21 protein-coding genes and 2 tRNA genes are annotated in these 20,857 nt (G+C 62.0%); 6 read left to right on the top strand and 17 right to left on the bottom strand.

Annotated features, from left to right (window positions below):
• Positions 1–3: 3 nt before the first annotated feature.
• The 4 genes from ACE3TQ_RS22675 to ACE3TQ_RS22660 form a co-directional block, all read right to left on the bottom strand.
• A complete protein-coding gene (locus tag ACE3TQ_RS22675) occupies positions 4–1,065 on the bottom strand; it encodes a sensor histidine kinase (RefSeq protein ID WP_374585264.1) in 1,062 nt (353 codons plus the stop codon).
• Positions 1,065–1,817, bottom strand: a complete 753-nt coding sequence (locus tag ACE3TQ_RS22670) for a LiaI-LiaF-like domain-containing protein (protein WP_374585263.1) — start codon at positions 1,815–1,817, stop codon at positions 1,065–1,067. The genes ACE3TQ_RS22675 and ACE3TQ_RS22670 overlap by 1 nt, the downstream gene beginning before the upstream one ends.
• Positions 1,817–2,173 carry a LiaI-LiaF-like domain-containing protein gene (locus ACE3TQ_RS22665; protein ID WP_374585261.1) on the bottom strand — a complete coding sequence of 119 codons (357 nt, stop codon included), beginning with the start codon at positions 2,171–2,173 and terminating at the stop codon, positions 1,817–1,819. Before ACE3TQ_RS22665 ends, ACE3TQ_RS22670 begins: the two co-directional genes overlap by 1 nt.
• A gap of 183 nt (positions 2,174–2,356) precedes the next feature.
• Entirely contained in the window at positions 2,357–2,515 is a 159-nt protein-coding gene (locus tag ACE3TQ_RS22660) for a hypothetical protein (protein ID WP_374585259.1), read from the bottom strand.
• Positions 2,516–2,930: 415 nt separating this feature from the next.
• Between ACE3TQ_RS22660 and ACE3TQ_RS22655 the strand changes: the two genes are divergently transcribed.
• A complete protein-coding gene (locus ACE3TQ_RS22655) occupies positions 2,931–3,482 on the top strand; it encodes an FxDxF family PEP-CTERM protein (RefSeq protein ID WP_374585257.1) in 552 nt (183 codons plus the stop codon).
• 42 nt (positions 3,483–3,524) lie between these two features.
• Here the strand turns inward: ACE3TQ_RS22655 and ACE3TQ_RS22650 are convergent, their stop codons facing one another.
• On the bottom strand, positions 3,525–4,079 hold the full coding sequence (locus ACE3TQ_RS22650; protein WP_374585255.1) for a molecular chaperone: 555 nt from the start codon (positions 4,077–4,079) through the stop codon (positions 3,525–3,527).
• Between the two features lie 143 nt (positions 4,080–4,222).
• On the opposite strand from ACE3TQ_RS22650, the gene ACE3TQ_RS22645 reads away from it, so the two are divergent.
• Positions 4,223–5,239 (top strand): type II asparaginase, encoded by a 1,017-nt coding sequence (locus ACE3TQ_RS22645; protein ID WP_374585288.1) that lies wholly within the window; start codon positions 4,223–4,225, stop codon positions 5,237–5,239.
• A gap of 74 nt (positions 5,240–5,313) precedes the next feature.
• Here ACE3TQ_RS22645 and ACE3TQ_RS22640 read toward each other — a convergent pair whose 3' ends face one another.
• The gene (locus tag ACE3TQ_RS22640) at positions 5,314–6,216 is read right to left on the bottom strand and encodes a LysR family transcriptional regulator ArgP (RefSeq protein ID WP_374585253.1); all 903 of its coding nucleotides are present in this window, start codon (positions 6,214–6,216) and stop codon (positions 5,314–5,316) included.
• A 105-nt stretch (positions 6,217–6,321) separates the two neighbouring features.
• On the opposite strand from ACE3TQ_RS22640, the gene ACE3TQ_RS22635 reads away from it, so the two are divergent.
• Both ACE3TQ_RS22635 and ACE3TQ_RS22630 read left to right on the top strand, forming a co-directional pair.
• On the top strand, positions 6,322–6,924 hold the full coding sequence (locus tag ACE3TQ_RS22635) for a LysE/ArgO family amino acid transporter (protein ID WP_374585251.1): 603 nt from the start codon (positions 6,322–6,324) through the stop codon (positions 6,922–6,924).
• A 44-nt stretch (positions 6,925–6,968) separates the two neighbouring features.
• Positions 6,969–8,984, top strand: a complete 2,016-nt coding sequence (locus ACE3TQ_RS22630; RefSeq protein WP_374585249.1) for a spermidine synthase — start codon at positions 6,969–6,971, stop codon at positions 8,982–8,984.
• Here ACE3TQ_RS22630 and ACE3TQ_RS22625 read toward each other — a convergent pair.
• Together ACE3TQ_RS22625 and ACE3TQ_RS22620 are read right to left on the bottom strand one after the other, a co-directional pair.
• Positions 8,974–9,609: an NAD(P)H-binding protein gene (locus tag ACE3TQ_RS22625; protein WP_374585247.1), complete on the bottom strand. Its 636-nt coding sequence runs from the start codon at positions 9,607–9,609 to the stop codon at positions 8,974–8,976. The two genes, ACE3TQ_RS22630 and ACE3TQ_RS22625, sit on opposite strands and share 11 nt — an antisense overlap.
• Positions 9,606–10,343, bottom strand: coding sequence for an SGNH/GDSL hydrolase family protein (locus ACE3TQ_RS22620; protein WP_374585245.1), 738 nt, complete (start codon positions 10,341–10,343; stop codon positions 9,606–9,608). The genes ACE3TQ_RS22625 and ACE3TQ_RS22620 overlap by 4 nt, the downstream gene beginning before the upstream one ends.
• Positions 10,344–10,507: 164 nt before the next feature.
• Between ACE3TQ_RS22620 and ACE3TQ_RS22615 the strand changes: the two genes are divergently transcribed.
• On the top strand, positions 10,508–11,515 hold the full coding sequence (locus tag ACE3TQ_RS22615) for a PEP-CTERM sorting domain-containing protein (protein WP_374585243.1): 1,008 nt from the start codon (positions 10,508–10,510) through the stop codon (positions 11,513–11,515).
• Positions 11,516–11,702: 187 nt separating this feature from the next.
• Here the strand turns inward: ACE3TQ_RS22615 and ACE3TQ_RS22610 are convergent.
• The 6 genes from ACE3TQ_RS22610 to ACE3TQ_RS22585 form a co-directional block, all read right to left on the bottom strand.
• Positions 11,703–11,779: transfer RNA gene (locus ACE3TQ_RS22610), tRNA-Arg, on the bottom strand.
• A 76-nt stretch (positions 11,780–11,855) separates the two neighbouring features.
• Positions 11,856–11,932 (bottom strand) — tRNA-Pro (locus ACE3TQ_RS22605).
• A gap of 55 nt (positions 11,933–11,987) precedes the next feature.
• Positions 11,988–13,340 (bottom strand): phosphoglucosamine mutase, encoded by a 1,353-nt coding sequence (glmM, locus tag ACE3TQ_RS22600; protein ID WP_374585241.1) that lies wholly within the window; start codon positions 13,338–13,340, stop codon positions 11,988–11,990.
• 23 nt (positions 13,341–13,363) lie between these two features.
• Positions 13,364–14,188: a dihydropteroate synthase gene (gene folP, locus ACE3TQ_RS22595; RefSeq protein WP_374585239.1), complete on the bottom strand. Its 825-nt coding sequence runs from the start codon at positions 14,186–14,188 to the stop codon at positions 13,364–13,366.
• A gap of 89 nt (positions 14,189–14,277) precedes the next feature.
• Positions 14,278–16,167 (bottom strand): ATP-dependent zinc metalloprotease FtsH, encoded by a 1,890-nt coding sequence (gene ftsH / locus ACE3TQ_RS22590; RefSeq protein WP_374585237.1) that lies wholly within the window; start codon positions 16,165–16,167, stop codon positions 14,278–14,280.
• Positions 16,168–16,322: 155 nt separating this feature from the next.
• A complete protein-coding gene (locus tag ACE3TQ_RS22585; RefSeq protein ID WP_374585235.1) occupies positions 16,323–16,970 on the bottom strand; it encodes an RlmE family RNA methyltransferase in 648 nt (215 codons plus the stop codon).
• Between the two features lie 44 nt (positions 16,971–17,014).
• Here ACE3TQ_RS22585 and yhbY point away from each other — a divergent pair, with 44 nt between their 5' ends.
• The gene (gene yhbY / locus ACE3TQ_RS22580; protein WP_374585234.1) at positions 17,015–17,476 is read left to right on the top strand and encodes a ribosome assembly RNA-binding protein YhbY; all 462 of its coding nucleotides are present in this window, start codon (positions 17,015–17,017) and stop codon (positions 17,474–17,476) included.
• Between the two features lie 49 nt (positions 17,477–17,525).
• Here the strand turns inward: yhbY and ACE3TQ_RS22575 are convergent, their stop codons facing one another.
• The 3 genes from ACE3TQ_RS22575 to carB all read right to left on the bottom strand — a co-directional run.
• Positions 17,526–17,942, bottom strand: a complete 417-nt coding sequence (locus ACE3TQ_RS22575; RefSeq protein WP_374585232.1) for a DUF4149 domain-containing protein — start codon at positions 17,940–17,942, stop codon at positions 17,526–17,528.
• Entirely contained in the window at positions 17,942–18,418 is a 477-nt protein-coding gene (gene greA, locus ACE3TQ_RS22570; RefSeq protein WP_374585230.1) for a transcription elongation factor GreA, read from the bottom strand. Before greA ends, ACE3TQ_RS22575 begins: the two co-directional genes overlap by 1 nt.
• Before the next feature lie 97 nt (positions 18,419–18,515).
• Positions 18,516–20,857 (bottom strand): carbamoyl-phosphate synthase large subunit (gene carB / locus ACE3TQ_RS22565; protein WP_374585227.1); only part of this gene is annotated, 2,342 nt, incomplete at its 5' end.

Raw genomic sequence — 20,857 nt, 5'->3', positions numbered from 1 at the left:
GGTTCAGGACTCCTTTGTCTCGACGGGCAGCGCCAGCGCCACCCGGTATTTATTGTTCTCTTGCGTGCAATGCAGGCTGGCCAGGTGCCCGTAGGCCGCTTCCAGCCGCTCGCGCACATTGACCAGGCCAATGCCGTTGCCCTTGCGGGGCGGTGTGTCGGGGTCGGTATCGTTTTCCACGCTGACCTTCAGCAGCGAGCCTTCGCGCCGCGCTTCGATGCGCACCACGCCGCCCTCCGGCATGCCGCCGATGCCGTGCTTGACGGCGTTTTCCACCAGCGGCTGCAGGATCATGGGCGGCAGCAGGCAAGGCAAAGCCGCGTCGTCCACCTCCTGCTCCACGCCGAGGCGCGCGCCGAAACGCACTTTCTCGATCGCCAGGAAGTGGCCGATCAGGCGCACTTCCTCTTCCAGCGTGATCTTGCCCTGCGCCTCGATGCCAAGGCTCTGGCGGAAGAAATCCGACAGGCGCTGCGTCATGTCGCGCGCCCGCCTGGCATCGATCGAAGTCAGGGCGCTGATCGAATTCAGGCTGTTGAACAGGAAGTGCGGATCTATCTGGGTGCGCAGCATGCGCAGTTCCGCATTGCGCGCCAACAGCTTCGACTCCAGTTCGCGCTGTTCGGCCTGGCGCGCCCGCAGGAACTCGGCCAGCAGGTAATTCAGCGTCGCCAGCAAGCCATACAGCATGACGCCAAGGCTGAACAGCAGCGCCACCAGCTGCGGGCGCGGCGTGAGGCCTCGCAGGTCGAAGGACTCCGCCGCCCCGTTCCATACACCCAGCAGGAAAACCCAGAAAAAACCTGCGCACACGGCGGCGGTCAAAGTCGACACGAGGACCACGACCGGGCTGCGTTCGCGCAAAGGATTGGCCTTGCACATATAGTAGGCGGAGAACCCTGCCGCCACCGAGAACAGCAGGCTGCCCGGCACGGCAAACAACTGGGCACGCAGCATCGGCTCATCGCCCAGCATCGCGACGGCACCGCCAACGCCAAGCCCCAGCAGCAGCCATACCGTCAGGTACAGCAAGACCCCGCTGCGGCTGCTCAGTACGCGCTGCATCAGTTGCGGATTTCCACGCCGCCCATGATGGCGGTGCCGCGTACCACCAGGCGCTTGCTGGCGTCTTTCGGCTCCATGGTCTTCTCGTCGAAGCCGCCCAGGATCGGCGTGCCTTCCAGTTCCACCGTCCAGTCGGTCGGTACCTTGATCGAGATGCCGCCCATCAGCGCGAACACATTCAGCACGGCGGTGCCGTTCAGCGAAGCGGTACGCATGTCCAGGTCGACGCCGCCCATGATGCTGGTGATATCGCCGCCGCGGAAGTCCTGCGTGGTCACCTTGCGCTGGAAGCCGCCCAGGACTGCCGTCAGGTCCAGCACGCGCTCGCTGGTCTCGCCTTCCGAGACATTAAACAGCGCCGAGCGGTCTGGATTATCGACATCGGCCATCGCATCGGCAGCCGAAGTACTCGAGCTGCGGTGACGGGCACGGAACACCATCAGCACGCCCAGGGCGATGATCCCGATCGGGAACAGCACCTTCCAGCTGATATAGATCAAGCCCAGGCCCTTCAGCAGCGATACCGCGCCGAAGCCGATCATCAGGCCGCCCGCCAGGTAGGCGCCGCTGCCACGCCGCGGCGCCTGCGCCAGGGTCGACGCGCCCACCACCATCAGGACGAAGGGCCAGAAGTGCACCCGCATATCAAGGTCGATCCAGCCCAGGTTATCGATCAGGAACATGAAACCGGCCAGGATGACGGCGGCGCCGATCAGCATCTGGGTCGTGGTATTGCGTTCGCGGCTGCTCATTATTGGTTCTCCTCTTTTTTGGCGGTGTATTTAATCACAACTGGCTGCAGCAGCATACTGATGCCGGCGATGATGACCAGGATTGGCCAGCTGTTATGGAAATTCAGGCCCCACAGGTGCTCAAACGAGACGTAGAACCAGCCGGCAAAGGCGATCTGGCACAAGCCGTCCAGCACATGTTTCGGGGCGGTCGGCGGGATCAGTTTGACGGCGCCGAACACCATGACCAGGAAAGGCCAGTAGCGCCACAGCTGTCCGATGGGCGGCATGTCGAAGTCGATCAGGAACAGCACGCCTACCGCGATGATGATCAGGCCCCAGAGCAGTTGGCTGCGCCCTTGCATGTCTTTGTTCATTTTCTTGCTCCCCGTGATTGGATGGTTGAACGATAGCGGGGAGCGGGCAGCGGCGAAACGGCTTTTCGGTGAACGGCGGCGGCGGCTCGGTGAATGGCGAAGATTTCAGCGAACGGCGAAAAAAGACGAAAAAAAACCCGCTGCCTGGCAAGTCAGCGGGCGATGGTGGCGGGCTACGGAGACCTAGCGGCCTTGCTCCATCTTTGGTTCGAAAAGCATCAAGCCCCAGCCCAGCTGGCGGCGAATCTCCTCTGGCGAAGGGGGTGGCTTGACTTCTTGCGAACGGCGCTCGAGATATTCGCGCACCACGTGCTTGGATGGATGGTTCGACTGGGTCAACATGATAGGCCTCCGTATTCTGTTTGCTCGATCACGGTTCCATGTTATGGCTGCACCCGGCGGCCAACGGTGCGTTTGCGTACAAATCCCCCGTCAGTTCGGCTCTTGCTACTGTCGGATTCGGCCTACGAAATGTCCCGTAAGCAGCAAGCAGGCTCGTGCACGCAAAAAAATTCTGCTTGACCTTCCGGACGGATTGGACGGTGCCCCGAGACCCGGCGCCGCCATTGTGCGCTCGAAAACATACACACTTCACTAATGAAGTATTTAGCGAAACCAGTGGGCTATATTGGTCAGCGTTGGCAAGCAGGAAAGGTTATGTTTTCAGCAGGCCACTGAAAATATAGCCCGGCAATATCTTGCGCGCCGACAAAACACCGCTTCACCTTCACAACAACACAACTCAAGGGGTATTAACATGAAGAAAGCGTTTCTCAGCAAGGTAGCCGGTACATTGATGCTATCCGCAGGGCTGTTTGCCAGCTCGGGCGCGATGGCGCAAACCACCCTGACCTTTGATGGTGCAGGCAATGCGATCTTTGGCGCACTGCATGCAACGCCTGGCGACTATATCGACACTTATCTGTTCTCGGTCGATACCAATGCCAGCTATGCCAGCGGCTCGGTGGTGGTGGGCCGTACCTGGATCGATGCCGCCCGCCTGGCAAATTACGGGATTACCGGCATCCAGTTCTTCAAGGTCGAAGCCGATACCAGCCGCACCGACCTCGGCACGGTGTTTGACACGTCCTCGGGCATCCAGTTCTTCCCGATCGACGCCCTGATGTCGGGTAACTACGGCTTTACGGTGACCGGCTCCACTGCCATCGAAGGCATGGGCGGCTCGTATGCAGGTAACCTGAACCTGGCCGCTCCGATTCCGGAACCGGCTACCTATGCCATGCTGCTGGTAGGCGTGGGCCTGCTGGGCCTGGCCTCGCGCCGCAAGTCCAACGACAAACTGGGCTAAGCAGCCGCCTCCCCACGTGAAAACCCGCTGCGGCGGGTTTTTTCATTCCACCATGCGGGCAAAGGTCTGGCTTTCCACCTCGATGAAGTTGCGCGCCAGGCTGCCCGCCGCACGGTAATAGGCAGCCCCCGGATGGGAGTCGATCGCATCAAACAACTGGATGCCCCAGGGCTGGATGTGGGCGCCAAAGAACTCCCGTTGCGCCGGCAGGTTGCCGTGCAGGGAACGCATGGCGTCGCACAGGGCGGCGAAATGGTCCTCCCCTTCCTTCAGGTGTTCGGAGCGCTCCAGGCCAAGGCGCGCCAGGTCATTGTGCAGGCTGGCCAGCGCGGCGGGCGGCAGGTAATGCGAGCCGCACAGCGCCACCGCCGCCGGGCCGGTCCCGGCAAACAGCGCCTCGTATTCCGCGCGCACACGGTCCTGGTCGGTCTTGCCACTGGCCCGCTGCAGGCTGCGCCAGCCATTGGCCAGCGCGCCCTCGCCTTCGATCGCCGCATCGGTGATCAGGTCCAACACCACTTGCGAGGGCGGGCCATAGAACAGCATGGACAGCAAACCGTACAGTTCTGAACGCGCGTACTCTTCATCTTCGGTCATCAACGTCCCACCTCAAAAAGGGAAGCCTACTGCCAATACTGCACCAGATTTAGTAAGATGCGCAACATTCCCAATAAGCCCAAGGAGATCGCATGCATCGTTCCAAGCCCGCGCAATTCATCTTCGCCCTGTTTGCCTTCCTGATGGCATTCAGCGTGCATGCGCAGAAACTTCCCAACGTTATGATCCTGGCAACTGGCGGCACCATTGCGGGCACCGGCGCCACCTCCACCACCACGGTCGGCTATACCGCCGCCACGGTCGGCGTGCAGCAACTGATCAATGCCGTGCCTGAGCTCGGCAAGATCGCCAACGTTACCGGTGAACAAGTCTTCCAGATCGCTTCGGAAAGCATGACCAATGAACACTGGCTGACCCTGGGCAAGCGCGTCAACACCCTGCTGGCCCAGCCGAATGTGGATGGCATCGTCATCACCCACGGCACCGACACCCTGGAAGAAACCGCCTACTTCCTGAACCTGGTGGTCAAGTCGCGCAAGCCGGTGGTCCTGGTTGGCGCCATGCGTCCATCGACCGCCCTGTCGGCCGATGGCCCGATCAACCTGTATAACGCGGTATTAATTGCCGGCAGCCAGGATGCAATTGGTAAAGGCGTATTGGTGGCGTTGGGTGACCAGATCCACAGCGCGCGCGACGTTACCAAGGCAAATACCTCGACCCCGGATGCATTTAAAACCGCCGAATTGGGCATGATGGGTTATGTGCAGGGTCCAAAAGCGCATTTCTATCGCATCTCGACCCGCAAACATACTGCCGACACTGAATTCGATATTTCCAGCCTGGCCGCCCTGCCGCAGGTGGATATTGTTTACGGCTATGCGAATATGAATTCTGTGGCACTGAATGCATTTATTGCAGCCGGTGCCAAAGGTATTATCCATGCCGGCACTGGCGATGGCAGCCTGGCCGCAAAAGTAAAACCGGACCTGGTTGCCGCGCGTAAAAAAGGCACGATTATCGTGCGCGCCAGCCGCGTCGGCCAGGGTATTTTGGCACGCAATGGCGAAGCAAATGACGATGAACTGGACTTCGTGGTATCGGATACCCTGAACCCGCAGAAAGCGCGTATCCTGCTGATGCTGGCCATGACTAAAACCAGCAATACCAAAGAACTGCAGCGCATGTTCTATACATATTAAGCAGCCCTCCCCGCAAGCCCGCCCCGCGCGGGCTTTTTCACGCCCCCATTGCGCCAGCTATTGGCACGATCGCGCTAATTGTCAGCCTGGCGATCCAGCGCACGCCCCGCAGCGGCAACCACTTCCTCCGTCAGGCGTACCAGGCGCGGCGACTGGATGCGCCACGAATGCCAATACAATTCCACGTCCAGGTATTTACCCGGTGCCAGATCCACCAATTCTCCCGTATTCAGCATCGATTTATATTGCTGGCGCGGCAGCATGCCATATCCCATTCCCAGCTGGATCGAAGCGACAAAAGGATCGCTGGAAGGAATATATTGGACGGGATAAGCGCCGAGCGGCAATCCCAGTTCACGTTCGATAAAAATCTGCTGCAGCGAATCTTTGCGGTCGAAAAACATGACCGGCGCTTTGCGCGCGGCTTCGCGATTAAATCCCTCGGGAAACCAGCGGGCGACGAAATCCGGATGCGCCACCAGACGGTAGCGCATATGGCCCAAATGCTGCGAGCGGCACCCGCGCATTGGTTCGGGCTCGCTGGAAACGCCCGCCAATACCAGCCCCTTTTCGAATAAAGAGTAAGTGTGGTTTTGGTCATCCAGGATTATCTCGAGCAGGATATTCTCGCGATTCAGGAAAGGACTGAGTTCGGGCAGGAACCAGGTGCCCAAGGTATCGTTATTTACCGCGACGGCAATGCGGGGCGGCGCAGCATCCGCAATCTTTAATTCAGCCAGGAATTCCTGCTCCATTAAGCGGCTGCGGCGCAGATATTGCACCAATTGCTGCCCGGTTGCCGTCAGGCGCAACGGCCGGCTGCGCACCAGAAGCGGTGTCCCGATAGCCGCCTCCAGTCCGCTGACCCGCTGCGAGACGGCCGAGGGCGTTAAATGCAAGGCGGTCGCCGCCTGCTCGAAACTGCCGGAATCGATTACGGCCAGCAGCGCTTCGCCCTGCCGCGCATCTGGAATCATTGCCGCGCTCCTTAAGCCAATTTAATGAAGATTGAATCATATTAATTCAGCTTCATTTCCCGTGCCATCGCCCGCAGAATCGTGGCTCCACGAAAGGAGTTGAAAATGCAGGCTTATATGAACGGTTTAGGGCTGGGCGCCAGCCTGATCATGGCGATCGGGGCGCAGAACGCGCATGTCCTGCGCATGGGAATCAAGCGCCAGCATGTCGCGCTGACGGTCGCGGCCTGCATCCTGATCGATGTGCTGCTGATCGGCCTGGGCGTGGCGGGCGCAGGCGCCATGATCCAGGATTCGCCCCTGCTGCTGGCAGCGGCGCGCTGGGGTGGCGCGGCTTTCCTGGCCTGGTATGGGCTGCGCAGCTGGCGCTCCATGCTGACACCCAAAGCACTGGCCATCGACCCGGCCGCCGAGGCACCCGATGCACGCCAGGCCCTGGCCAGCGTGGTAGCGCTCTCCCTGCTCAACCCGCACGTCTATCTCGACACGGTGGTGCTGCTGGGCTCGGTGGGCGGCAGCTATCCGCAAAGCCAGCAACTGGGCTTTACCGCCGGCGCCATGAGCGCTTCCTTCCTGTGGTTTACCGCCCTCGGGTTTGGCGCCACCCGCCTGGCAGGCGTGTTTGGCCGCCCCATGGCCTGGAAATGCATCGAAGGCCTGACCGGCGCCATCATGCTGGCCCTGGCCGCCGGGCTGCTGTTAGGCTAAGCCGCCACCGCCCCGCCGCGCCGATTGCGGGTTAAGATTCCCGCATGCTCATCCTTTACACCGGCACCATCGTCCTCAGCGCCTTCCTGCTGTTCCAGGTGCAGCCCATCATCGGCAAGATGGTGCTGCCGTGGTTCGGCGGATCGGCCGCGGCGTGGACGGTCTGCATGCTGTTCTTCCAGTGCACCTTGCTGCTCGGCTACCTGTACGCCCACCTCAGCAGCCGCTACCTGGCCCCGCGCCGGCAAGCCTGGCTCCATGCAGGCCTGCTGCTGGCCGCCGCCCTGGCCCTGCCGATTGTCCCCGGCGAGCACTGGAAACCCGCCGCCGGCGACGACCCCGCCCTGCTATTACTGGGCTTGCTGGCCGCCACCATCGGCCTGCCCTACTTCCTGCTGTCCACCACCGGCCCCCTGGTGCAGCACTGGTTTGCCCAGGAGCGGCCCGGCAGCGTGCCCTACCGGCTGTTTGCCCTCTCCAACTTCGCCTCCCTGCTCGGCCTGCTGAGCTACCCCATCCTGTTTGAGCCGCGCTTCACGGTCAAGGAAATGTCCACCTTCTGGTCGGCCGGCTTCGTCCTGTTCGCCGTGTTTTGTGCCGCCCTCGCCCTGAACGGACGCCACCGCACCGTGCCGGCCCAGGTGGCGCCCGACTGCCCCGCCCTCAGCAGGCCCAGCCTGCACGACAGCCTGGCCTGGTGCGCCCTGGCCGCTGTGCCAACCGTGCTGCTGATATCGGCCACCAGCCACCTCACCGCCAATATCGCCCCGATTCCCCTGCTGTGGGTGCTGCCGCTGGTGCTCTACCTGCTGACCTTCATCCTGTGCTTCGAAAGCGCACGCTGGTACAAACGCTGGCTCTTCCTGCCCCTGATGGCCGTGCTGACGCCGCTCCTGATCGCCGGCACCACCTTCCCCAGCCTGATGCCCTCCGGCATAGCCTGGCCGGTGCTGCTGTTTTGCCTCAGCATCTTCGCCTACTGCATGGCCTGCCATGGCGAGCTGGCCCGCCTCAAGCCGCCGCCCGCCCAACTCACCGCCTACTACCTGGTGATCGCCATAGGCGGTGCCTTGGGCGGACTGTTTGCCGGCCTGCTGGCGCCGCGCATCTTCAACGACGACTACGAGCTGACCCTGTCCTGCATCGCCGCCGTCTGCGTGGTGGGCGCCGCCTGCTACTACCGCCCCGCCCAAACCATGCAGCCCGGCGCGCGCATCAAGGCCACCGTCTTCTGCACCACGCTGATCGGCGTGCTGTGGGGCGCGAACGCCATCTGGCCCGCCACGCCAACGGCCAAGGCCCGCAATTTCTACGGCACTGTCAAAGTCAAGGATTCCGAACGCGATGAAGGCCGCGTACGCCAGCTGACGCATGGCGTGATCGTCCATGGCCGCCAGTTCCTCGACCCGCAAAAACGGCGCTGGCCCACCACCTATTACGGCGATACCGGCGGCGCAGGCATCGCCATCGCCGCCAGCCGCAGCGAAGGCAGCCAGCGGGTCGGCGTGATCGGCCTCGGCGCCGGCTCCATGGCCGCCTACTGCCGCCCGGGCGACGTATACCGCTTCTACGAGATCAACCCGCTGGTCAACCAGTTCGCCGAACGCCACTTCAGCTTCCTGCGCGATTGCCCAGCCCGCAAAGAATACGCCCTGGGTGACGCCCGCCTGGTACTCGCAGCCGAAACCCCGCAGCAATTCGACATGCTGGCCGTGGATGCCTTCTCCGGCGATGCGGTGCCGGTGCATTTGCTGACGCTGGAAGCATTCGCCATCTACTTGCGCCACCTGAAGCCCGACGGCGTGCTGGCGATTCACATTTCCAACCGCTACCTGGATATGGCGCCCATCGTCAAACGCGCCGCCGACAGCTTACAGCGGCCGGCCTACCTGGCCGAAAACAAATCCGACCCGGCACGCGGCATCACCGCCGCCACCTGGGTCCTGCTCGGCCCGCGCGCCCGGCTCGGACGTTACGCCGGCTTGAAGGAACTGCCACCGGCACCGGGCGTACGGCCCTGGACCGACGACTACAGCAGCCTGCTCGGCATCATGAAGTGACCATCTGGTCGGATGTGATGATGTGCTCGCCCGGTTGCGGATGCAGCGCCGCCTCCAGCATGGCACGCGCAATACATTCCGCCGGGTTGATGCGCCAGGCGCGCGGCAGGAGTGGCCCGAGCACCGACAACAGCGCCTGCATCACCCGCTCCCCGGCCCGGAACTCCGCCCGCGCACCGCCGATCAGGCCCGGCCGCGCAATCACCAGCGAAGGAAAACCGAGCGAGCGCAAGCCGTGCTCCACCTCGCCCTTCACCCGGTTGTAGAAGATACCGGAACCCGCATCCGCGCCCAGCGCGGAGTTCAGCACAAATACCGGCGTACCATGCTGGCGCGCCAGCCGCGCCACCGCCATCGGATAACTGTAATCAACCTGGCGGAACGCCTCTTTGGAACCCGCCACCTTGATCGTCGTGCCCAGCGCGCAGATCACCGCATCGGCCTGCCACCACGGCTCCATGGTCGGCAACTGGTCGAAATCCACCACCGGCGCCGTCAACTTGGGATGCGGCGGCAAGCGCCGCCGCGCCGGCGCCACCACCGCGCTGACTTGATCCGATGCCAATGCCTGGCGCAGCACCTCGCTGCCCACCAGGCCCGTCGCGCCCACGATCAGTAGTTTCATGGTTTGATATCCATATAAGCCGTCGCCAGCAAACGCGCCCACAGCGCACAGCCCTTGGCGGACGGATGATAGCCATCCTCCGCCGACAACGACGGATCGCCACGCGTATCGAGCACAATCGGCACATGGCACAGCCAGTCATGCCTTTGCGCCAAGGCCGCCAAACCACGATCCAGCGCCGCCGCCTTCAAGCCCAACACCCAGCGCAAAGGATGCGGCAAGGTCGGAAACTCCTGCATCGGCGGCACACCCGACAGCAGCACGACGCGCGGCTGGCAGCGCGCACGCAAGTGCTCCAGCAAGGCCAGCATATCCGCCTGCCAGTCGCCAACCCGGCGGAAAGCCACCGCATCATTCACACCAAACGCCACCAGCAGCACATCAACCGGCGCCGGCGGCACCTGCCCCACCAGCTGCGCCAGCGCATCGCGCACCGTAGCACCATTGCGTCCGCACGCACGCCACTGGACCGGACGCCCCGTGCGCCCAGCCACCTCGCAGGCAAACTGCGCCGTAATCGCCTCCTCCTGCCGCGCCACGCCCACGCCAGCCACCGGCGACTCGCCAATTCCCAGCACTTGCAGGGGGATGCCAGGCGAAGCCGCCAACATCAAGCCAGACCGCGCCCCCGGCGCCTCCGGCATGCGCGGCGTGCGGGCCCGCGTGCGCCTCCCTTGCAGCAATAACAGCGGCAACAAAGGCACAGCGACTAATTCGGGCAGGATGTTTTTCATTTAACGAAAATCACGCTATTTACTGTCGAAAAATTTTACACCAGGCACATATTTTGATTGGAACACGGCAAGCAGCTCCATAAAAATCAACCACTTAGGAATGTTGGCCCGGAAATTGCTTTCAGTAATGTATAATTACTCACAGATAATTTCTATTGCCAATAATGAAAGCCATCACCGCAATCCTTCTGGCCGCCGCACCAGTTTTCGCGACTGCCGGCCCATACGCCATTTACGCAGGCAAGAACGTCGACCTGCACCAGGAAACCAAGGTTACCGGCAATGTTGCCGCAGGTGGTAACCTGAACATCAATTACAAGGCACAAGTCGCCGGCAACGTCACCGCCACTGGCAAAGTCAACGTTGAACAAGGCGCCAAGGTCGTTGGCGACGTCGTCTCTGCCGACAAAGTACACCTGAAATACGAATCCACCGTCACCGGCAAGGTCGAAACCAGCACCAAGGAAAAAGTTGCCGTCACCCTGGAGCAAGCCTCCAAGGTGGGCAACGTCGTCCACAACAGCGGCACCACCGTGGACGTCAAATGGGGTGCAAACCCTGGCAAAGACATCATCGCACCGGTCACCGCCCCATCGCTGGACGTACTCCCGGGGGCCACCCCGTTCACCGTTGGCACGAACGCCTTCGACCTCGGCGCTTACACCACCGGCTCCCTGGCCCAAGGCAAGTACGGCAAAGTCAACCTCGGCACCGATTCGACCCTGACCCTGACTGCCGGCTCCTACTACTTCGACTCGCTGGACATTGGCGGCTTCGGCAAGCTGATCTTCGACCTGAAGGGCGGCGCGATCAACATCTTCGTGCTGAACAACATCAAGATCGGCCAGGATTTCGAATTCGACACGATCAACGGCAGCGCCGCCAGCATCTACACCGAAACCCGCGGCAATTACGACCTCGGCATTAACGGTGAATGGTACGGCACCCTGTTCGGCTCCGGCGACAAGAGCAACCTGCACTTCAACCAGAACGCCACCCTGGGCGGCACGTTCCTGGCGCGCCAGAACATCCAGCTGGACATTTACAGCACGCTGGTCGGCCTGCCGAGCAGCCCGGACAAGGACGCCAGCGGCAAAGTCCCGCTGCCAGGCACCCTGCCCCTGCTGGGCCTCGGCCTGCTGGCACTGGCCACGCTGCGCCGCCGTCAATAAAGAACGGGGCGCCCTGCAACGGGCGCCAAAAACCGGTGCCAAAAACCGGTGCCAGGTCTGTCATTCGGACACCCGAACACATAGTTTGATATTTCTCAATACGCGGAAATCGTCGATTTCCCGTCTTGAGAAATATCAAAGAAATGGTTTGGATGTCCGAATGACAGACCTGGCACCGGTTTTTTAATGGCCTGCCCTGCAGGAATCGAACCTGCGACCCTCGGCTTAGAAGGCCGATGCTCTATCCAACTGAGCTAAGGGCAGCGACGCGGGTCCAGCAGAATTCTGGACCGCAAAATGAAAAGCGGGTTGTCCTTAGACAACCCGCTCGAGATGTTCCTGGTCGGAGTACAAGGATTCGAACCTTGGACCCCCTGCTCCCAAAGCAGGTGCGCTACCGGGCTGCGCTACACTCCGATGAACGAATAATACCCCCGCCAAGGGGTATCCGTCAATGTCACGCAGGCAACTTTTATGCCGCCAGCGCAGTTTCCACTTTATCGGCGATGCGGCGCGCCATCGATTGCGCTTTGTCGGCGTCGCGCGCTTCCACCATGACGCGGATCAGGGGCTCAGTACCGGAGGCGCGAATCAGCACGCGGCCAGTGTCGCCCAGCTCAGCTTCGACCTTCTCCTTTTCCGCGACCATGGCGGCGTTCTTTTGCCAGTCGAAGCCGGCTGGTACGCGTACGTTGATCAGCGTTTGCGGGAACAGCGTTACTTCGCCGGCGATCTGGGCCAGGGTCTTGCCGTTGCGCTTGAGCGCGGACAGCACCTGCAGCGCGGAGATGATGCCGTCGCCGGTGCTGTGCTTGTCGAGCGCGAGCAGGTGGCCGCTGCCTTCGCCGCCCAGGATCCAGCCCTTTTCTTGCATCACTTCCAGCACGTAGCGGTCGCCAACCTTGGCGCGGGCGAAGCCGACGCCTTTCTGCTTGAGGGCGACTTCCACCGCCATATTCGTCATCAGGGTGCCGACGGCGCCGGCCAAGCCGCCATTGGCCAGGCGGTCCATCACCATCACGTACAGCAGCTCGTCGCCGTTGTACAGGCGGCCGGCGGCGTCGCACATGATCAGGCGGTCGGCGTCGCCGTCCAGTGCGATGCCGAGGTCGGCCTTGTGCTCGAGCACGGCGGCGGACATGGCTTTTGGCGCAGTGGCGCCGTGCCCTTCGTTAATGTTGAGCCCGGTCGGCTTGTTGCCGATGGCGATCACTTCGGCGCCCAGTTCGTGGAACACGTGCGGGGCGATGTTGTAGGCGGCGCCGTGGGCGCAGTCGACCACGACCTTCAGGCCGCGCAGGTCGAGCTCGTTGGGGAAGGTGCTCTTGCAGAACTCGATGTAGCGGCCCTGGGCGTCTTCCAGGCGCTTGGCGCGGCCCAGCTTGTCGGGCGCGACGCAGTCCATCGGCTGGTCGATCTGGGCTTCGATGTCGAGCTCAACGGCGTCGGGCAGCTTGGTGCCCTGGTCGGAGAAGAACTTGATGCCATTGTCCTGGAACGGGTTGTGCGATGCCGAAATCACCACCCCGGCCTGCAGGCGCAGCGCGCGGGTCAGGTAGGCGATGGCGGGGGTCGGCATCGGGCCGGCCAGCATCACGTCCACGCCGGCGGCGGCAAAGCCGGCTTCCAGCGCGGCTTCCAGCATATAGCCGGAAATACGGGTGTCCTTGCCGATCAGGACGGTGGGACGGGCGGTGCCCGTGGTGGCCGCTTTGGCCAGCACTTTGCCTGCGGCGTAGCCAAGTCGCATGACGAAATCGGGGGTGATCGGCGCCTGGCCTACCAGTCCACGGATACCATCCGTACCGAAATATTTGCGTGCCATTTTGTGTTCTCTTCCTTGTTCTCTTAATGAGCCGCCTGCCACACTTTGAGTGCGTCCACGGTCTCCGCGACATCGTGCACCCGGACAATCTGGGCGCCGTGCGCAACTGCTGCCAATGCGCCGCCGATACTGCCGGCCAGGCGCTGCTCTACGGGTTTGCCGGTGACGGCGCCGATCATCGATTTGCGCGACAGGCCAGCCAGCAGCGGTACGCCAAGTTCGGCCACCATCTGCTTGCCTGCCTTCAGCAGCGCATAATTGTGTTCGACCGTTTTGCCGAAGCCGAAGCCGGGGTCGATCCACAGGCGCTCTTTGTCGATGCCTGCCGCCGTCATTACGGCAATGCGCTCGGCCAGGAAATCGGTGACTTCGCGCACGACGTCATTGTACTCTGGCTGGGACTGCATTGTTGTTGGATTGTTAAGCATGTGCATTACGCACAACGCACAATCGCTGTCTTTTACGGCTTCGATGGCGCCGGGGGCGCGGAAGCCGTTGATGTCGTTGATCATGTCGACGCCGGCCAGCACGGCTTCGAGCATGACTTCGGGCTTGTAGGTGTCGACGCTGATGGCTTTGCCGCAGTCGCGCAGGGCGAAAATCACCGGCATGACGCGGCGCAGCTCTTCATCCAGGGGAACTGGCGGGGCGCCCGGGCGGCTGCTTTCGCCGCCGATGTCGATGATGTCGGCGCCGTCGCGGATCATTTGCTCGGCGTGGGTGATGGCGTAGTCCAGCGCGGCGAACTGGCCGCCGTCGCTGAAGGAGTCGGGCGTGGCGTTGAGGATGCCCATCACCAGCGCGCGGCTAGCCGGGAAATTGAAGCGGCCAAACTTGTGTTGAGGCATATGGTGTTGGCAAATAAATGGGGTACGTCCCCATTTTTTGGAAAAAAAAAGGTGAGGACGAATCCTCACCTTTTATTGGTTCTGGTCAATCAGGCTGGGGCGGTGGCGTTCGGGTTCGGGTTGGAGCCCGAGCCGCCGTCGGCGCCTGGCTGTTTGCGGATGGTGGTGCCGGCCTTCGGTGGGCGTGGTTCCTGGCCTGCCATGATGTCGTTGACCTGGTCGGCGTCGATGGTTTCCCATTCCAGCAGGGCCTTGGTCATCACTTCGACCTTGTCGCGGTTTTCTTCCAGCAGCTTGCGCGCCAGGGCGTACTGGGTGTCGAGGATGGTGCGGATTTCCGCGTCCACCTTCTGCTGGGTCGCTTCCGAGATGGTCTTGTTGGCGCCGCCCAGCCAGCCGTCGTTCTGGCTGTCTTCGTACACCATTACGCCCAGCGCGTCGGACATGCCGTACTTGGTGACCATGGCACGGGCCAGCTTGGTGGCGCGGGCGAAGTCGTTCGAGGCGCCGGTCGACATCTGGCCGACGAAGATCTCTTCCGCGATGCGGCCGCCGAACAGGATGGAAATCTCTTCCAGCATCTTGTCTTTGTAGCCCGAAATATTGTCGTGCTCAGGCAGCTGCCAGGTCAGGCCCAGGGCCCAGCCGCGCGGCATGATGGTGACTTTGTGCACCGGGTCGGCCTTCGGCAGCAGCTTGGCCACGACGGCGTGGCCGGACTCGTGGTAGGCGGTGTTGCGGCGCTCTTCTTCGCGGATCACCATGGACTTGCGTTCCGGGCCCATGAAGATCTTGTCCTTCGCGTCTTCGAAGTCGATCATGTCGACCAGGCGCTTGTTGCGGCGCGCGGCGAACAGGGCGGCTTCGTTGACCAGGTTGGCCAGGTCGGCGCCGGAGAAGCCCGGGGTGCCGCGGGCCAGGATGTCGGCCTTGACGTCGGTGCTGATCGGTACCTTGCGCATGTGCACGTTCAGGATCTGTTCGCGGCCGCGGATATCCGGCAGGCCCACGGAGACCTGGCGGTCGAAACGGCCCGGACGCAGCAGTGCCTTGTCCAGCACGTCGGCGCGGTTGGTGGCGGCGATCACGATCACGCCGGAGGAGGCTTCGAAGCCGTCCATCTCGACCAGCAGCTGGTTCAGCGTCTGTTCGCGTTCGTCGTTGCCGCCGCCCATGCCGGCGCCGCGGTGGCGGCCGACGGCGTCGATCTCGTCGATGAAGATGATGCACGGCGAGTGCTTCTTGGCGTTCTCGAACATGTCGCGCACGCGGCTGGCGCCGACGCCGACGAACATTTCAACGAAGTCCGAACCGGAAATCGAGAAGAACGGCACCTTGGCTTCGCCCGCAATGGCGCGCGCCAGCAGGGTTTTACCGGTACCTGGAGGGCCGACCATCAGCACGCCGCGTGGAATACGGCCGCCCAGTTTCTGGAACTTGGTCGGGTCTTTCAGGAAGTCGACGATCTCGGTCACTTCCTCTTTGGCTTCGTCGCAACCGGCCACGTCGGCGAAGGTCACGGTGTTATTGGTTTCGTCCAGCATGCGCGCCTTCGATTTGCCGAAGGAGAACGCGCCGCCCTTGCCGCCGCCCTGCATCTGGCGCATGAAGAAGATCCATACGCCGATCAGCAGCAGCATCGGGAACCAGGAGACAAAGACCTGTTGCAGGATGCCCGGCTCTTCCGGCGGCTTCACGTCGAAGCGCACGCCGTTGTCGCGCAGGTCGCCGATCAGGCCGCGGTCCAGGAAGGTGGAGGTGGTGCGGACTTTGCTGTCGTCGATACGGGTAGCGGTGATCGAGCTGCCCTCGATCGTGACGTCTTTCACCCGCTTCGCTTTGACCTCATCCAGCAGATCGGAATAAACGATAGGCTTGACGCCGCCGGCCATGCTGTGGCTGTCAAATTGTTTAAACAGCATAAATAACAGCAAGGCCACAACGACCCAGATAGCCGATTTAGAAAACATGTTATTCACGAAAACTCCTTGGATGCGCGGGCGCACCAGTTACCTGTAGCAGAAATCCGATTTTACTCGTTAAACCCGGGCCGTGCTACAAACCAGCCCAATGGTGCATACTCCTGCGCCGGATATGTGGGTTTTTCCGGTCAAATCAAGAGTAAAAATGCCAATTATTCCACGGGATTTTTCAATCCGCGACCCAGCAGGAAGATTTCCGACGATTTATCGCGGCTGGCTTTGGGCTTTTTCTGCACCACGGTCTTGAATTCACGGCGGAATTTTTCGACGATCTGGCTGAATCCCAGGTCCTTGAAGCATTTCACCAAAAGCGCGCCGCCCGGTTTCATATGGTGCTGGCTGAAATCAATGGCGATATCAATAAGATCTTCCATGCGGGCCGCGTCGGCCACCGAGATACCGGACAGGTTGGGTGCCATATCGGACAAGACAAGGTCCGCCTTGCGGCCCTGCAGCACCCCGGCCAGCTGGTCCAGCACCTCCTGCTCGCGGAAGTCGCCCTGGATGAAGTGCATGTCGGCGATCGGTTCCATCGGCAGGATATCCAGGCCGATCATGGTGCCGTGGATGCCGCCGCCCTCTTTCCCCGCCAGCTTGCGGCGCACGTATTGGCCCCAGGAGCCGGGGGTGCAGCCCAGGTCGACGATCACCTGGCCGGGCTTGACCAGCTTTTCGTCTTCGTCGATCTCTTTCAGCTTGTAGGCGGCACGGGCGCGGAAGCCGTCCTTCTGGGCCGCTTTCACGTACGGATCGTTAATATGGTCGTGCAACCAGTTTTTGTTTAATTTGTTCTTAGCCATTAGCGTAGAATACTGCCTTTAAGAGAACCTATCCAAAAATAACTATGCTGAACCTTACTCCTGCCGAACGCAGCGTCCTGCGCGCCGAAGCCCATGGCCTGAAACCAATCGTCATGGTCGGCGAATCCGGCCTGACCCCTTCCGTCATGAAGGAGATCGAGCTGGGCCTGGACTCCCACGGCCTGATCAAGGTGCGCGTTTTCGGCGATGACCGCGAAGCCCGCATCGAAATGTACGAAACCATCTGCGAGAAGACTGGCGCCGCGCCGGTGCAGCACATCGGCAAGCTGCTGGTGCTGTACCGCCCGAAAGTCGATGCCGAGAAGTCCGGCTCCAGCAAGGCTGGCAAGGGCATGCGCATGGTGACCATCGTCAAGCCTAGCGCCTCCGGCACCAAGAAGCCGACTGTCAAGAAAGTACTGCTGAAGGGTAATGAACGTGTTACCGCCGGCGGCACCATCAAGCGCGTCAAGAAGAAGGTCGGCACCAAGAAATCTGTTGCCTGAAAAATGGGGACGTACCCCATTTAAAAAGAAGGGGGGCATCCCCCTTTTTTTACGCCTGTTTCCAGAGCAGCCAGCCTGCCAGCAGGCTTTGCACCAGGTAAATGGTGCTTGAAATGCCGTGCAGCTTGCCAAAGCTGCCGTCATTGGCGGCCTTGGCCGCTGCCATCAGCGGCTGCAGGCCGAAGTGGCTGGCCACCGTGCACATCACCATCGCCACCACGATCAGCAGCACTGTGCGGCGGCGCTTGGGCGTCCAGGCGCGGGTGCCGAAGAACAGCAGCACGCCCATGGCGGCGCCGCAGCCCAGCGACAGCAAGGCCATCGAATGGAACATGCTGCCGGCAATCTGGCCCGCCAGCTGGCGGTCGAGGGTGGCGAACAGCGTCGGGGCTACCAGGTAGCCCACCGCCCACAGGCTGCCGGCCCACAGGGCGGCCACCAGCAGGCGGACTTTATCCAGCGCCATCAAACGTAGCGGACTTCGAGGATTTCGTATTCGCGCGGGCCGGACGGGGCCTGCACTTCCACCACGTCGCCGGCATACTTGCCGATCAGGGCGCGGGCGATTGGGGAGGTGACGGAGACTTTGCTCATCTTCAGGTCGGCTTCATCGGTGCCGACGATCTGGTAGCTCACCTTCTGGCCCGATTCCAGGTCTTCCAGGTCCACGGTGGAGGCGAACACCACGCGGCCTTCCGCGTCCAGGGTGGTCGGGTCGACGATCTGCGCCGAGCTCAGTTTGCCTTCCAGTTCCGCGATACGGCCTTCGACGAAGGCCTGGCGCTCCTTGGCGGCATCGTATTCAGCGTTTTCGGACAGGTCGCCGTGCGAACGCGCTTCGGCGATGGCATCGATGACAATGCGGCGCTCCTTGGTCTTGAGCTGGTGCAGCTCTTCTTTCAGGAGTTCGGCGCCGTATTTGGTGAGTGGAACGGAATTCATATCTGTCTCTTGTTAAATTGCTAAAAAACACAGAGCCCGCGCCATGCTTCAGCGCGGGCTCTGTGGTTATATTGTCAAGCGTACTACTTACTGAGGCTTAGTTTAAAGACTTATGCAGGCCTTGTAAATCGTACACACGCAATTCGTCCAGGTGACGGATGCCGGCGACCGCCGCTTCCGCACCGGCAATGGTGGTGTAGGTGGTCACGCGGGCCGCCAGCGACGAGGTACGGATGTTGCGCGAGTCGTTGATCGCAGTCCGCTTCTCTTCCACGGTGTTGATCACCAGGACGATTTCGTGGTTCTTGATCATGTCGACCACGTGCGGACGGCCTTCCGACATCTTGTTCACGGCGGTGACCGGGATGCCGGCGGCGGAAATCACCGCAGCGGTACCCTTGGTCGCGCACAGGGTGAAACCGGCGTCGACCAGGTCTTTCGCCACTTTCACGGCGCGCGGCTTGTCCGAGGCTTTCACCGACAGGAACACCTTGCCCGATTTCGGCAGCTTGACGCCGGCGCCCAGCTGCGATTTGACGAAGGCTTCCGCGAAGGTGGCGCCCACGCCCATCACTTCACCGGTCGATTTCATTTCCGGGCCGAGGATGGTGTCCACGCCAGGGAATTTCACGAACGGGAACACGGCTTCCTTGACGCTGTAGTACGGCGGCACCACTTCCTTGGTGATGCCCTGCTCTGCCAGCTTCTGGCCGACCATGCAGCGCGCGGCGATCTTGGCCAGCTGCAGGCCCGTCGCCTTCGACACGTACGGCACGGTACGCGAGGCGCGCGGGTTCACTTCCAGCACGTACACCACGTCCTTGCCTTCCTGCTTCTGGATCGCGAACTGCACGTTCATCAGGCCGACCACGTTCAGGCCCTTGGCCATCAGCGAAGTCTGGCGCTTCAGTTCATCGATGGTCTCCTGCGACAGCGAGTATGGCGGCAGCGAGCAGGCCGAGTCGCCCGAGTGCACGCCGGCTTGCTCGATGTGCTCCATCACGCCGCCGATGAAGGTGGTGTCGCCGTCGGAAATGCAGTCCACGTCGCACTCGATGGCGTCGTTCAGGAAGCGGTCCAGCAGCACTGGGGAGTCGTTCGACACCTTCACCGCTTCGCGCATGTAGCGCTCCAGGTCGCGCTGCTCGTGCACGATTTCCATCGCGCGGCCGCCCAGCACGTAGGAAGGACGCACCACCAGCGGGTAGCCGATTTCCTGTGCCAGCGCCAGCGCTTCCTCTTCGGTGCGCGCGGTGCGGTTCGGCGGCTGGCGCAGGCCCAGGTCCTGCAGCAGCTTCTGGAAGCGCTCGCGGTCTTCCGCGGCGTCGATCATGTCCGGCGAGGTGCCGACGATCGGCACGCCGTTGGCTTCCAGGTCCAGCGCCAGCTTCAGCGGGGTCTGGCCGCCGTACTGCACGATCACGCCGTACGGTTTTTCCAGGTCGACGATTTCCAGCACGTCTTCCAGCGTCAGCGGCTCGAAGTACAGGCGGTCGGAGGTGTCGTAGTCGGTCGACACGGTCTCCGGGTTGCAGTTGACCATGATGGTCTCGTAGCCGTCGTCGCGCATCGCCAGCGCCGCGTGCACGCAGCAGTAGTCGAATTCGATACCCTGGCCGATACGGTTCGGGCCACCGCCCAGCACCATGATCTTTTTCTTGTCGGTCGGGTTGGACTCGCACTCTTCATCGTAGGTCGAGTACATGTAGGCGGTGTCGGTCGAGAACTCGGCGGCGCAGGTGTCGACGCGCTTGTACACCGGACGGATGCCCAGCTCGCGGCGCTTGTTGCGCACGGCGGTGTCGCCGCATTGCAGCAGGTAGCCCAGGCGGCGGTCGGAGAAGCCCTTCTGTTTCAGCTTGTACAGGGTGTTCTTGTCCAGGTTTTCCAGCTTCTGGGTGTCCAGCCACAGTTCCAGGTCGACGATTTCCTTGATCTGCACCAGGAACCACATGTCGATCTTGGTCAGGTTGTGCACTTCTTCCAGGGTGAAGCCCTGGGCGAAAGCGTCGCCCACGTACCAGATGCGCTCAGGACCCGGCTCGCCCAGTTCCACTTCCAGCTTTTCGCGGTCGGTGGTTTTCTGGTTCAGGCCATCCACGCCCACTTCCAGGCCGCGCAGGGCTTTCTGGAACGATTCCTGGAAGGTGCGGCCGATCGCCATCACTTCGCCCACGGATTTCATCTGGGTGGTCAGGCGGTCGTCGGCGACCGGGAATTTTTCGAAGGCGAAGCGCGGCACCTTAGTCACGACGTAGTCGATCGACGGTTCGAACGAGGCCGGGGTGGCGCCGCCGGTGATTTCGTTGCGCAGCTCGTCCAGGGTGAAGCCCACTGCCAGCTTGGCCGCCACCTTGGCGATCGGGAAGCCGGTGGCTTTCGACGCCAGCGCCGAGGAGCGCGACACGCGCGGGTTCATCTCGATCACCACCATGCGGC

This window comes from Pseudoduganella sp. (assembly GCF_041914865.1).
In the GTDB taxonomy this organism is placed as follows: Bacteria; Pseudomonadota; Gammaproteobacteria; order Burkholderiales; family Burkholderiaceae_D; genus Rugamonas.
Note: the sequence above shows the minus strand (reverse complement) of the source record. Positions and strands in the feature narration are given on the sequence as shown.